Here is a 14188-nt window from a genome sequence, read left to right as displayed (position 1 = left end):
ATATTATGCGACTAGACTCTTAAGTGCTTTCTAATCGTAAAGAAACTTCCTACAAAACCAATTCCGATTCCCAGTAAAAGTCCGACCGGAAGCAGTGTCTTGTATACCTGTCCCACCGGAAGGAAATCCAGAATATTATTCAGCAGACTGAATTTTGTAAGAATATAAGTAATTGCTTTGTTATAAAGTATATAAAGGATACCAAGCGGAATCGCCGCACCGACAAGACCGATCAGGATACCTTCAATGATGAACGGTGCCCGTACAAAACCATCCTTCGCACCGATATATTTCATGATTGCAATCTCTTCCCTTCGGACAGTAATACCCATTGTGACCGTATTGCTGATCAGGAAAATAGATACTGCCAGAAGAATCGCGATGATAACAGCCGATACATACCATACCAGCTTGTTCACGCTGTTCAGTGTATTTGCTACGGTATCTGATTTGTTAACCTTGCGAACCCCGTCAAGGCTTTCCGCAAAGGAAACCAGCTTCTTCTGTGAAGCCACATCTGTCATATATACTTCATAGTTGTCAGATCCTGCCAGAGGATTATCATTTTTAAATCCTTCTGCAAGGTCACTTGATTCGCCAAAATACTGATCCTTAAATGTCTCCCACGCTTCGTCTGCAGACACATACTTGATCTCTTTTACACCATCCTGCTTTTTAAGCTGTGTACCAATATTATCAATCTGCTCCTGCGTTGCATCATCATTGAAAAATACAGTGATCGCCACGCCTTCTTCTGCTTTGTGTACAATATACTGGAAGTTCATAATAATTGAGAAAAACAGTCCGAACACAAAGATACATGCAGCCATAGTTGCAACAGATGCCAGTGAAAACATCTTATTTCTTCCAATATTCTTAACTCCCTGTTTCACGGAGTATCCAACTGTACTAATCCTCATGCTTATACCCACCTTCTTGTTCGTCGCTGACAATGACACCCTTCTTCATCGTAATAACGCGCTTTTTCATCTCGTTTACAATTTCCTGGTTGTGAGTAACTACCAGAACTGTAGTTCCTCTCTCGTTCGCTTCTTCAAGAAGTTTCATGATCTCCCATGAGTTGGTTGGATCCAGGTTTCCTGTCGGTTCGTCAGCCAGCAAAATGGCAGGCTCATTTACAACAGCTCTGGCAATTGCAACTCTCTGCTGTTCCCCACCGGACAATTCCTTCGGGAATGCTTTGTACTTCTGTGCCAGTCCGACAAGTGACAGAGCTGCCGGCACTTTCTTTTTGATCACACGGGTAGATTTCTCAGTAACCCGCTGTGCAAATGCAATATTCTCATAAATATTGCGGTCTTTCAGAAGTCTGAAATCCTGGAATACAACGCCGATTCCTCTTCTGTACTGCGGAATCTGGCGATGTTTCATACGATTCAGATTCTGACCGTTGACAATAATCGTACCTGACGTTGGTTCGATCTCCTTCATCAGAAGACGTATCAACGTAGACTTTCCGGAACCGCTGTCTCCAACTACGAATACGAACTCTCCCTGTTCGATCCGAAGGTTGATACCATTGAGCGCAGCAATACCCTTCGAGTATTCCTTGGTAACTTCTTTAAGTTCTATCATATGCTCCTCCTAATTATCCATACTCCGATATAACTTAATACTCCAGTGTTTCCATGTATTTCATATATTTGACTACCATCAGCGCGATCTTGAATGTGATTGCATCCTCAAATACGCGCAGATCCAGTCCTGTGCTCTTCTGCAGTTTGTCAAGACGGTACACCAGTGTATTTCTGTGAATATACAGCTGTCTTGATGTCTCGGAAACATTCAGGCTGTTCTCAAAGAACTTATTGATGGTCGTGAGCGTCTCTTCATCAAATTCGTCCGGAGATTTCCCCTCAAAAATTTCGCGGATAAACATCTTGCAGAGCGGAATTGGAAGCTGATAGATCAGTCGTCCGATTCCAAGCGCACTATATGCAATAACTTCCTTCTCGTCGAAGAAGATCTTTCCTACATCGAGCGCAAGCTTCGCTTCTTTGTAAGACTTGGATACTTCTTTGATGTCATTGACGATCGTACCATATGCGATACGGATATTCTCTTCTCCTTCTGCTTTCAGAAGATCGAGAATCTCATGCGCAGTCTTGTCCATCTCCGGATATCCATCGCCAGGACCTAATTCTTTTACTACGATGATGTTCTTCTCATCAACTGCTGTAATAAAGTCCTTGCCCTTTCCACCCAGAACAGAACGGAGACTGTCAAGCGCACTGACATCTCTTTCCCGAGAAGTCTCAACTATAAAGATATCACGTTTTACCTCTGTGTCAATATGTAATTTTTTGGCGCGATTATAAATATCCACCAGAAGAAGGTTGTCAAGAAGAAGATTTTTGATGAAATTATCCTTATCAAAACGCTCCTTATATGCTACCAGAAGATTCTGGATCTGAAAGGCTGCAATCTTGCCAACCATATAAACATCTTCACTGCCGCCATTGGCGATCAGAATATACTCCAGCTGGTGTTCATCATAAATTTTGAAAAACTGATACCCCTGAATCACCTGGCTTTCTGCCGGAGATTCTACAAATGAAAGAACGGCATTCTCATAATCTCCAGGCTCCGGAAATGTTGTCGCCAAAGTCTTTCCATCTGTATCCATCACTCCAAGATCAATCCTTGTAATTGATTTCAACCCTTCAATTGTATTCTGCAGTATCTGATTTGATATCATATTCTCTTTCCTCCATCCTCCGTGGTTCTATACACTTTGTACAATCTTCATCCCCCGCAACTGTGGACTTAGTCATATACATATATAATACTTTAATACATATTACCAAAAAAATAAAGAGGAAATCACATTTTTTTATGCATTTCCTCAATTGAGTTTATTATAAAATTTATTCTGTCGAAAAAGATTTTTTGATTTTTTTTATTATTTTCAGTCTTTTGTCGCTTCAATTATACTTCTTTTCTTTTTTGCTCTTTTTTGATCTCCCGTTTTAAAATCCTTTTACCGATAAAATTTTTCAGGTGATCTGCCCAGTTCTCACCATTTGCAAAGGAAGCAATACTATGTCCTGTTCCAAACCACATTCTGGTATTCAGCTGCTCTTTGCACCGGTAAACAAACTGTTCCTGCCAAGGAAAATCCATGCTGGCAATCACACAGTCTACTTCTCCGCCGTTGACCAGATTGGTGATCCTGTCATCCTCACTTTCGTCTGCCGGTACTGCTTTCATACCGACAACCTGAATCCCACTGTATGCCTCATGCAGATAGCCCTGCAGTCTGTCTCCTTCTTCCTCAGATCCTGCCAGTATAAATATCTTACAGCGGTTCTTATGAAAATAATGGAATACCATCTTCAGCAGCGTCTGATCCTCCATCTCCTGGATCCGCTTTCTGTCTGTAATCTTTGCAGCTTCAAGGATCGCCAGATCTCCCGGAAGCAGAAGATCCAGCTTCTCCAGCTCTTCTTTCATACCGTCAAGCTGCGTCGCTCTCATCAGGGTATCCACCGTAACAATATCTACTGTGTTAAGTTCTTCTGTCTGCATATATTCTGCAATGAGCTTCATCGCATCTTTTGCAGTACAGTTATCAAGCTGTACGTCCAGTACGTTCATTTTTTCATTCATTTGCCTCACCCGTTCCATTTTCTCGGTTTTTGCGGTCAAGCGATTATATCAAACATACAGTGCTTTTTCAACAAACGTTGCAAAATATTCACATTTTTTAAAATTTGTAATATTATTGTAAATTCCCGGTCTCATTCTTCCTGGATTTTTTTGAAATGATTCCTCCGATCCGCCCGGTTTCTTTTGATGACAGACTCTTCCAGCCATCTTCCAGAACCTTATCGAGAAGTCCAAGCTCCTCCGCAATCTCGTATTTTACCCGCTCACTTGTTTCCAGATTGGGGATATCTTCGCGTCTGATTTTCTTTGTCTTTGTGCTTTTCATGGTTTTCAACTCCTTTTTCAGAGTGTTTCCCCAATTACGGATTTTATACATATATACCTGGTTATTATAAAAGAAGCCGGAAACATTACTTCCGACTTCTTCTCCTTCTGCCTTTTTTATCGGCAAAGCTCTCTTATTTTTTTATTCCGGATCCGGAATGATAACTGCTGCAACAAAATAGGCAACCACGGCAGTCCCACAGCTTACGCAAGCCAGCAAAACACCTCCAAGCCGGATCAATGTAGGATCGATATTAAAATATTCTCCAAGGCCTCCACATACACCGCAGATCTTGCGGTCTGTTACAGATCTGTATAATCTTTTTGGTTCCATAAAAGTTCCTCCTTTTCTGTGTTTCTTCTATTATATATGTGTTTCATCTGATACATTTTTCTGTCTATGTTAATTCTAATGGAAACGGATCTCCACGCTGCCTGCTCCGTTCGATATCTCAATCGTGCGTTTACTGCCATTATCGATTGACTTCTCTGTGCTTAAGCCGCCAAGATCTATATCTTCTCCAATTTCTACCGAACCGGCACTGCTATCCAGTTCATAATTATAATCCTCCACTTTTCCTTCCAGATTCAGTGTGACTCTTCCAGCACCACAGTCAATGTCCACTTCTTTTTCCACTGTTCCATAAAAATCCAGACTTCCGGCTCCTGTTTCTACATCTAACTCCTCTATATCTGCATTTTTTATTGTACAGCCTGATGCCCCGCTTTCAATCTTAAGGCTTTTCGCATTTAGTCCATCGATCTCTGCTGTTGCTGCACCATATTCCATGTCCATCTGATCGAACTTGTAATCTTTCGGAAGATAGATCACAAGTGTTCCCTTTACGTTTCTCACATTTTTGAAACTGCTGCGCATTTTCGTTGTTATTTCCAGAGTTTTCCCGTCATCGGACAGCGTTTTCTGCACTGCGTTTTCTGTTTTCATTCTGGAATCATCCACATGGATCTTGTCATCTGTCCCCGTCTTGATCCGCACCTCACTTGCACCAATATCAAGCTTCAGATTCTCCACACCGGAAAATACCTCTCCCGATACAACATTTTCTGTATCATCCAGCTCATCATCATCCCAATCGTCATCAAAAGAAACATAATTCTTTCTTATAATACCAATTCCATTCGGATATGCTTTTTCAAACTGTGAAAATGTAACTCCAAAGCATAGAGCAATGATACAAAATACAACGCCTACCCCCGTCAGGCTTATAATAACTGTCCAGAAAATCTTCCATCCTTTTTTCATCTGCATTCACCTCTCTTTTTCTGAAATGGTCTGCGACAAAGATTTACAAGTCCACGGAACATCATTGGGATCAGTTTGAGACATCCCCATCCGATCAATACTGTAAATAATGCCCCAAGTGCCAGCAGCAGGCAGCCGACACCAAGCATTCCGATTCCAAGAACCGGGGAATAAAACAGCTGACCAAATCCGTGAATCCCCAACAGAATCCCTACGACTGCGGTTGCAACTGCTGCCACCCAGATTGCTATTGCTGATATTGCAAGTGCGACCAGAACTCCAAATGCCGCCAAAAGAAGACCAAGTGCTGTCGGAACTACAATTGGAAGCCCAATCACAAGGATACAGATGATCAAAATGATCTTGCCGGCACTGGATTTCTTACGTGGCATTTCTGTCGTCTGACCCGCACCATATCCCTGATTTCCCGCATATGTATATCCCTGATTAGAATTGGCTGTATAAGAATACTGTCTTTCTGAAAATGGATTCCTGTCATTCTGTGACTGGCTTTCTCCATATGTCTCTGAATAGCTGTCTTTATAATAGCCATCTTTTCCTGCCGGATACTCACTGGTATCAAAACGTCTGTCCTGATATCCTCTCTCTCCGTACTCTCCATAACTTTCCGCCTCATCGGTATTGCCATTTACCCCGGCGCGAATCGTATCTGCAAGCTTTGCAGGACTTCCAAGCTCTTCGATTACCTTTTCTTCATTCTCGCTTCCGGCGTCATCAAAATAATCATTATAATACTGCATTGCTTCTTCTCTTTCTTCTTTCGAAATTCCCTGAAGCAGTGCATCTAATTCCCTCATATACTCTGTACGGCTCATTCGGCTGCACCTCCCTCGAACATCTCTGTAATCTTCCTTGTGTAGTTCTTCCATTCGACTTTATACAAATTAAGCTGTGCCATTCCTTTTTCTGTAACTTTATAGTATCTGCGGTTCCTTCCGTCAAACTGCATATCGTAGACTTCCAGGCATTCATCTTTCTGAAGTCTTCTGAGTACCGGGTACATCGTTGATTCCGATACATCCAGAACTCTCCGGACATCCTGTGTGATCTTATATCCATAGGTTCCTTCCTGCTCCCGTGATACAACGGCAAGGACAATTGCATCGAGAAGAGCAGCTCCGGTGTTAAATACCATATTTATTCACATCCTTTTGTTTGTTGCTTGTTATATTGTTTTGTTAAGCATATTATACGTCATATAATATAGTGAGTCAATATAATATTGTATAAGACTTTCTGAAGATTTCCTAAAGAAATGGGTGGGGGACGGATGGGTGGGAGGAAGGGAGGTTGTGACAGCTTGCGGATAGAAATAAAGTCCACCGCTTCCCACGGGGCGAAAGCATTCCGATGAGCCTCTGAATGCGAACATTGTGTCAGCAATGGCTTCCACAATGTTTGAGTCTCATCTCCATTGCCCCTCAAGGGAAGTGGTGGACTTTATTTCTATCTGCAAGCCGCTCAAGGTTATCGAATGCCCAGCCATCCGCTTGGGCGGGCTGCCAGGGCTAATGCTGTGGCGAAATTTGAGGGATTGTGAAAGGGGGACGGGACGACTGCAAAATTTGGGGGAGGGAAGTTTGTATAAAGGGGCGCAGCGTCCCTGGGTGAGAGAGTTTCGTTTTGTATTATGTTTTGGATAAAGGGGACGCACAGCGCCTGTGAGGCGACTGTGCTGGGGGATCAAATATTTTAAATATTTGGGTAAAGAAAAAAGATGATTATCATTTGAATGATTAGAATAATAGGGATTCCTAATTTGAATTTCAGGTGGCGGGTTTTGTGGTGGTAGTGTTTCATGGCGAGGAGGGCGGCGGGGGAGCCGCCCAGAAGGGCCAGGAGGATGAGGGTGCGTTCGGGGATTCGCCATTTGTTTTGGCGGGCTTTGGTTTTATCGGCGGCGTAGGTGAAGTAGGTGATGATGTTGATCAATAGCAGGTATGCCAGGAGTATTATTTTAATCATTTTTGTAGTCCTCCAGGTGGATTTCTTTGCAAAGGGTGAAGGAGTAGATGATCTGTTCTTTTACTTTTTTCCGGGTGATCTGTTCGAGAGCTTTGGTGTAAAGGCGTAGCTGTTCCTGGTATCGGTCTTTTAATTCAGCCTCGGTCTGTACACGGTCGGTTTTGTAATCAAGTACGATAATTTCTCCGTCTTCTTCAAAGTAAGCATCAATAATTCCCTGGATCAATACCATTTCACCCTTTTTCTGATCCGGATAAAATTCTTTTGCATCTACACCGAGAACAAACGGCTGCTCACGGTAAAGTGTTTTTGCCCTGGCTGCATTTTGCATTCTTTTTCCCACATTCGTATTAAGAAACTCTATAATTTCTTTTTTTTGAATACATCTGGCTGTTTCCGCATCCAGGTAACCTTCATTTTTCAGATCTTCTATGGTTTCCCGCAGTAAATCCATCGTATATATTTTCATAAAGTCAAGAAGCTCCATTACTTTATGATATGCTGTTCCTTTTGTTGCTCCTTTTACCTCTTCTTCCTCTTTCATAAAATTCGGAACGATTGGAACAATCTCCTCTTCCGGAATCAGCATTTCTCCATCCTCTTCTTCCGAAGCTGCCGCATATTTTTTCAGTTCTGACACGGTGTACTTCATTTTCATCTGTTCTTCGCCCTGATACGGATATCTGTAGGAAAATGCTTCCTCGATTTTTGCCCGAAAACGTTCATCCGTCACAGCCATCGGATGTTCTTCTGCCTCTATTTTTTCAAGGAACACCTCTTTTTCCAGATAGTCTGCTGCTTCCTTATCCACTTCACCTTCTACAAGTGTATCAACACCAATCACTTTTAATTCGATCGGAACTTCTTCTGTTTTACGCACTGCTGCCGGAAGGATCCAGTCATAATAAGACGTTGCATGTGCAAGTTTTGTAAAGTCCAAAGTTTCTTTTTTACTGTTCTCCTGTTCCAGCAGACAGGCTTCCAGCTTGTCTGCCGCATGTGGAACTGTTCCGGTAAGGATCAGTTTTTCCTTCGCACGCGTAAGTGCTACATAAAGCACACGAAGCTCCTCACCAAGATTTTCCAGACCGATTTCATTTTGAATAACTTTCTTTAAGAGTGTCGGAGATTTTGTTCGCCGCTCCAGATCGATCGCATCGATTCCAAGTCCCAGATCCGGATGGATCACGACGCTTGCCGTGGTATCCTGAATGTTGAACCTCTTTCCCATTCCGGCCACGATCACAACCGGGAATTCCAGTCCTTTACTCTTATGGATACTCATCAGACGAACTGCATCCGTCTGCTCATCGTAAAGCCCGGCTTCTCCAAAGTCTACATTATATTTCTTGAGCTGATCAATATAACGGACAAAATGATACAGTCCCTTATAGCTGGTTGCCTCAAATGCCTTTGCCCTGGTGATCAGCATATCCAGATTCGCGCGTCTTCCTTTTCCGCCTGGCATTGCTGCGATATACTCCCGGTATCCTGTCTTTTTCACGATCTCCCACAGAAGATCATGGATTGCCGTGTACGGTATCCGCTCCCGGAAATAAAAAAGCCATCCAAATACATCGCGCACCTTTTTCAGAATGCCCGCCGGAAGATCGGTCTTTTTTTCCGGATCCGCTGTTTCCAGTACATTCTGATAAAATGGTACTTCTGCATTCAATTCTCTGATCTGTGCCAGTTCTTCATTTGTCATTTTTCCAAACGGGGATTTCAGCACTGCAACGAGTGGAATATCCTGCCGAAAATTGTCAAGTACACGCAGATAGTCCATCATCCATCCAATTTCCAGAGTTTCAAAATACCCATCTGCAGATTCAGCCAGAACCGGTATTCCCTCCTCCTGCAAAATTCGTGTAACAGTATCTGTCCACCCTGCAGGACTTCTTGTCAGGATTACAATATCCTGATAGCGTACCGGTCGCAACATTCCCGTTTCTTTATCTACAATCTGCTGACTTTCCATCAGCTCTCCGATTCTTTGTGCGATCAGACGGACTTCCAGCTCTTTTGCCGTCTGGCTTCCGCTTCGCACAGAAAGCCCGGTATCCTCTTCCTCACTTTTTGTATCCAGAAGAAGGATTTCTGTCTCATTCTTTTCGGATTCCGGGTAAGAAGCTCCCACATAAAGTGCAGCATTCTCATCGTATGTGATCCTCCCAAGCTCCTCGGTCATGATCTGTCGGAAAATGAAGTTTACCGCATCCAGCACTTCTGCCCGGCTTCGGAAATTTTTGTGCAGATCGATCCGCCTGTTTCCTCCGTCCGTCAAACTGTAGGTATTGAATTTTTCCATGAAAAGCTCCGGTCTTGACAAGCGGAAACGGTAAATGCTCTGCTTCACATCTCCTACCATGAAGAGATTATTTTCCCCTCTGCTGATCCGGGACACACTGGTCAGGATCGCCTCCTGGATCAGGTTACTGTCCTGATATTCATCGATCATTACTTCTTCAAAGGTATTCTGATACTCTTTTGCCACCTCAGAAGGCACTCTTTTTCCGTTTTCTTTTCTTGTCAGGATCTGCAGTGCAAACTGTTCCATATCCCGGAAATCGATCAGATTTTTTTCTGCCTTCTTAGCTGCAAGTGCCCTCTGGTATTCTTTTACCAGACTGACCAGCTCATGCATGACCGGAATGCAGATTTTCCGGTCTGCTTCCATCTCAGACGGCGGCTGGAAAAAATAATTGTTTCGAATGTCATCGGTAAGTTTCTTCCAGGTATCCCGATAAGCTCTTACCTGCTCTCTTTTTGTCGGATCTACTGCGTCATCTTTCTTTCTGGACAAAGTTTTCCATGCCGGCTTTTCTTTCAATGCCTCATACATTTCTTCATAGCTCTTTGCCGTAAAAAGCTTTCTCAGAACTTTCTGATCCGCTTCCAGCATTTCTCCATACATATACGGTCCGTCCGGGTCCATGCAGATCTGATCCGCTTTTTCCATCAGCATCTGCACATCCGCAACTGTTCTCCGGATATACTCCATCACCTTTTCGATATAGGTGGCATTTTCCCCACTCTCTTCGTACATCCTTGCACAGTCATCCAGCCACTCCTCCGGGTCCGGATAACTTCCGGCAAATTCATACAGTCTGCTGATGATTTCTTCCAGCTGCAGGTCCTCCCTTCCGGTTGCAAAAGTCTCCACAAAACGCAGGAAATCCTCGTTTCCTTCTTCATATTTTGCTTCCAGAAGCTCTTTCATCACGTCCTGCTTCAAAAGCTTTAATTCTCCTTCTTCCGCGATACGGAAGCCCGGGTCCAGATCGATCGTGTGAAAATACTCCCGGATCACAGACAGGCAGAAGCTGTGGATCGTTGTAATCTTTGCTGTATGGATCAAGGCAGACTGCCGCTTCAGATGTTCACTTGACGGATCCTCCTCCAGCTCCTTCTCAATCGCAGCACCGATCCTTTCTTTCATCTCAGCTGCCGCCGCCTCAGTGTAGGTCACGATCAGCATATGGTCGACATCCACCGGATTTGCATCCCTTGTCAGTCGCGCAATAATCCGCTCCACCAGAACGGCAGTTTTCCCGGAACCTGCGGCCGCTGACACCAGAATATTATGATCTCGCAGGTCGATCACCTGCTGCTGTTCTTCGGTCCATTTTACTCCCATGTCTGCTTCTCCTCTTCCAGCTTCGCCATAATTTTCTCCATTACAATTTCCTTCGGAAGCTTCTCCAGCTTCCGGTATTCATATCCTTCGATCTGCTCATCAAATCCGCAGATATCCCGGTATGGGCAATACGTACAGCCATTTTGCGTACCCATCTCATACGGCAGTGCCTCCGCCTTTCCGCGGTACATTGCCCCCTGCAGATCAGTCCGTCTTTTCTGTGCATAAGTCAGCACTGCATCAAACTCTTCCGGTAGGAGCATTTTGGATGCTTTGGAATATCCGCTTTTCGTCTTTCCGACCGGAATCACAAGCGAATTCCCCGAAAAATCCGCATCCAGTCTCTGAATCACTGCATCCTCCTGACGGATGATTCCATCCAGCCGAAGCTCCTTTAAAATTGCCTCTTCCAGTTTTTCTTCATCCAGCTCTTTCCCGACGATCGGATCCTTCATCCGATAGTAGAAAATGCCTGCCGGCACGATCTTTTTACCCGGATGCTTTCTTTCCTCCAGCCGGACTGCTTCTTCCATATACACCACCAGCTGCATCTGCAGACCATGATAAAAAGCTGCCATATCAAAACTCTTTGCCCCGGTTTTATAATCCAGGATCTTCACATAGACCTGATCTTCCGTCTCACAGGTATCGATCCTGTCAATCTTTCCGCTTCCAAAGCTTACCTCATAGCCCTCCGGTTTAAAGCTTCCCTTCCGAAGCTGCTTTGTCATCGCCCAGACCGTCCGGTTCATCATACGTTTCATACGTGGCACGATATACGCATTCCGTGCACTGCTGTAGATTACGGTATTGCTGTAATCTACGATGCTCTCGTCCACGCTTTCCGAAGCAAACTGTTCCTGCTGCTCCTTTGTAACCTCAGCCCATTCCAGACTTTCCCGTTCTACCCGGCAGGCATATTTTTCCAGTGCTTTATGAAAAATATTTCCAAAATCAAGAGCAGCAAATTCATAGACCTCTCTCTCCTTAAGGCGAAGTCCATAGGTCAGAAAATGCGCACAGGCACAGGCAGCAAATTTCTCCAGTCTTGAAATGCTCGGTACCCAGTCTCCATAAAGCTTCCGCGCGGTCTGCAAAGTCAGATCGTCCTCCGGTCTGCGGTATCTGCTGATTCTTGCCAGATCATGCACCTTTTCGCTCCAGTCCTCCTGCGCACAATACCAACGGTACAGCTCCTGCCAGCTGCCTTCCTCCATCTTTTTCGGGTTCTGTAATCCTTCGATCAATGGCCCGATCCCGGTCTGTGGAAGCATTTCTTTCGTCTCCATCCCATACTGATCCATATTAAATACAGGAAGCTTTGTATACATCCGCTTCAGATCCCCGATCAGATATGCCGCCCTCCTGCTCTTTCCATCGGCCGATACTTTACTGTAGGTCAGCATCAGTTCTTCCGTCGGCTTTGTCATGTGCAGATAAAGATAAAATTTCTGGATGTAACTTTTTTCTCTTGTTCCCGGTGCAAGCGCAATTCCTCTTTCTTCAAAACGCTCCCGGTCTCTGTCTGAAATCAGTCCACCTGCGGATGCATTTCCCGGAATCAGAGAATCATTAACTCCCAGAAGGATCAGCGCCCGGATATCTTTCAGTCTCGTTCGCTCAATATCTCCTGCCATCACTTCATCCAGACTTGGCGGAATCACACCGATCCTTGCCTCTTCCATTCCGGCGTCCAGAAGCTCCCTGTACTCTTTGAGGGCAATCCGCTCATCTCCAAGAAGACTTACAAACTTGTCAAACAGCTCCATCACCACACGATAGATCTGTGCATATTCTTTTGCAAGTGCAAGCTCACCTGCTTCTGTAAATTGATTCTCCAATACTTTTACCTGCTTCTGGATTTCTTCTTTTTCCAGAAATTCACAGATTGCAAGCGTCACATCCCGCACTGTCTTCTGACGCTGCTTTAAGACAAACACCAGATCTTCTGTTTTTTCCACAAAGCGTACCCGGAGATGATTCAGTACCTCCAAATCTTCCTCTGTCGTATCCTTCGCTCTGCGGATCCATTTTTCCTGCCATTTTTTGTAGCCACGGATGCCAAGAGCAAGTACATAATTTTCCAGAAGATCCAGTTCCTCACCGGTAAATCCGGTCAGATCCGTTCTTAAGAAACGAAACACACTTTCTGCCGAAAAATTCTGTTCTGTCATCGCAAGAAGACTCCGGATATACTCCACAAAAGAATTTAAAAGTACATTCCGCTTATAATCCATGAAAACCGGAATCTCATACTCCCGGAAGGTCTTCTCGATCTCATCCGCATAGAGATTCATGTCACTTGCGATCACCGCGATCTCCCGGTAACGATATTCTTTCTTACGAATTAAAAAACGTATCCTCTGGGCAGCACATTCTACTTCCATCCTGGGATTTGTCGCTGCATAAATCCGCACATTTGACTGCTTTTCCCTGTAAGTCCTGCCACTGTAACGGAACAGTTCCTTCTCCAGAAATGCAAGTGCCGGTGCATTTCTAAAACGCCAGACCGGTTCCTGGTACAGACAGACCGGCTCTTCGACCAGCACCTTTTTCTCCCCTGCAATCCTCACAAGAGACGTCACCATCTGCTTGCTCAGCGCAAACAGCTGATACTTGTCTTTCAGCACGTAAGGATCTTCCCTCTTATCCATCGTAACAGTAATCATCACCTTCTGACAATGCTGCAGCATTTCCCCCAGCACCTTATTCTGAAGCGGCGTAAACCCGGTAAATCCATCCAGTGCGATCACACTGTCTTTCAGCATTCTCGATTTGTCCATCACACTGCTGAGAATATCCAGAATTTCTTCTTTTGTAATATATTTATCTGCAAGATATTCTTCAAATGCCTGATACATCACCTGGATATCCTTCAATTTCCAGGCAAGATACGAAGACTCATCTGCCTCCGTGATCATATCATCCATGCCATCCGGGGAAATATTGTACTGCGTCAGCTCGGAAATAACGGATTTCACCTCACTGATGTAACCTGGCTTTTTAATATTTCCTTTTAAAACCTTTAGCGAATCTTCTTTTTTCCCCGCGAGTCGCCTGAGGATCAGATTCTTTCCTTCATCATCCAGAATCTCCCTGCTTCCATTCCCTGTTTCTTCCAGAACACGAAAAGCAAGACGTGCAAAGCTCAGCACGTCTATGTTCATAATTCCATGTCTCGGATGCCGCAGGACCAGTTCCTTCTGCGTCTGCATCGTGAACTGTTCCGGCACCAGAATAATATAATTAGTATCAGGATGTTTCATCGATTCCCGAATGATATGTTCATATAGATAATGTGACTTGCCCGAACCGGGATTTCCAAAAATAAACTGTAAAGCCATCTG

The 14188-nt window shown here is 44.3% G+C and carries 12 protein-coding genes; all 12 read right to left on the bottom strand.

Annotation, left to right across the window (positions count from 1 at the left end):
- Nucleotides 1–11: 11 nt before the first annotated feature.
- Entirely contained in the window at nucleotides 12–920 is a 909-nt protein-coding gene (gene ftsX, locus G4407_RS01020; RefSeq protein WP_173687406.1) for a permease-like cell division protein FtsX, read from the bottom strand.
- Nucleotides 910–1596 carry a cell division ATP-binding protein FtsE gene (gene ftsE / locus G4407_RS01015; RefSeq protein WP_008372900.1) on the bottom strand — a complete coding sequence of 229 codons (687 nt, stop codon included), beginning with the start codon at nucleotides 1594–1596 and terminating at the stop codon, nucleotides 910–912. The genes ftsX and ftsE overlap by 11 nt, the downstream gene beginning before the upstream one ends.
- Before the next feature lie 34 nt (nucleotides 1597–1630).
- Nucleotides 1631–2719, bottom strand: a complete 1089-nt coding sequence (locus G4407_RS01010) for a PucR family transcriptional regulator (RefSeq protein WP_008372899.1) — start codon at nucleotides 2717–2719, stop codon at nucleotides 1631–1633.
- A gap of 230 nt (nucleotides 2720–2949) precedes the next feature.
- On the bottom strand, nucleotides 2950–3630 hold the full coding sequence (locus tag G4407_RS01005) for a WecB/TagA/CpsF family glycosyltransferase (RefSeq protein ID WP_173687405.1): 681 nt from the start codon (nucleotides 3628–3630) through the stop codon (nucleotides 2950–2952).
- Nucleotides 3631–3742: 112 nt separating this feature from the next.
- Nucleotides 3743–3955, bottom strand: a complete 213-nt coding sequence (locus tag G4407_RS01000) for a small, acid-soluble spore protein, alpha/beta type (protein ID WP_022220993.1) — start codon at nucleotides 3953–3955, stop codon at nucleotides 3743–3745.
- A 141-nt stretch (nucleotides 3956–4096) separates the two neighbouring features.
- Nucleotides 4097–4288 carry a PspC domain-containing protein gene (locus G4407_RS00995; RefSeq protein ID WP_173687404.1) on the bottom strand — a complete coding sequence of 64 codons (192 nt, stop codon included), beginning with the start codon at nucleotides 4286–4288 and terminating at the stop codon, nucleotides 4097–4099.
- 75 nt (nucleotides 4289–4363) lie between these two features.
- Nucleotides 4364–5218, bottom strand: coding sequence for a DUF4097 family beta strand repeat-containing protein (locus G4407_RS00990; protein WP_173687403.1), 855 nt, complete (start codon nucleotides 5216–5218; stop codon nucleotides 4364–4366).
- Nucleotides 5215–6054: a DUF1700 domain-containing protein gene (locus G4407_RS00985; protein ID WP_173687402.1), complete on the bottom strand. Its 840-nt coding sequence runs from the start codon at nucleotides 6052–6054 to the stop codon at nucleotides 5215–5217. The genes G4407_RS00990 and G4407_RS00985 overlap by 4 nt, the downstream gene beginning before the upstream one ends.
- Nucleotides 6051–6374: a PadR family transcriptional regulator gene (locus G4407_RS00980; RefSeq protein WP_008372886.1), complete on the bottom strand. Its 324-nt coding sequence runs from the start codon at nucleotides 6372–6374 to the stop codon at nucleotides 6051–6053. Before G4407_RS00980 ends, G4407_RS00985 begins: the two co-directional genes overlap by 4 nt.
- Before the next feature lie 557 nt (nucleotides 6375–6931).
- Nucleotides 6932–7204 (bottom strand): DUF1294 domain-containing protein, encoded by a 273-nt coding sequence (locus G4407_RS00975; protein ID WP_173687401.1) that lies wholly within the window; start codon nucleotides 7202–7204, stop codon nucleotides 6932–6934.
- Complete coding sequence (addA, locus tag G4407_RS00970) at nucleotides 7197–10841, bottom strand: helicase-exonuclease AddAB subunit AddA (RefSeq protein ID WP_173687400.1); 3645 nt, start codon at nucleotides 10839–10841, stop codon at nucleotides 7197–7199. Before addA ends, G4407_RS00975 begins: the two co-directional genes overlap by 8 nt.
- The gene (addB, locus tag G4407_RS00965) at nucleotides 10832–14185 is read right to left on the bottom strand and encodes a helicase-exonuclease AddAB subunit AddB (RefSeq protein WP_173687399.1); all 3354 of its coding nucleotides are present in this window, start codon (nucleotides 14183–14185) and stop codon (nucleotides 10832–10834) included. The genes addA and addB overlap by 10 nt, the downstream gene beginning before the upstream one ends.
- Between the last annotated feature and the right edge of the window lie 3 nt (nucleotides 14186–14188).

Source organism: Allocoprococcus comes, from assembly GCF_013300725.1.
GTDB lineage: Bacteria > Bacillota > Clostridia > Lachnospirales > Lachnospiraceae > Allocoprococcus > Allocoprococcus comes_A.
Note: the sequence above shows the minus strand (reverse complement) of the source record. Positions and strands in the feature narration are given on the sequence as shown.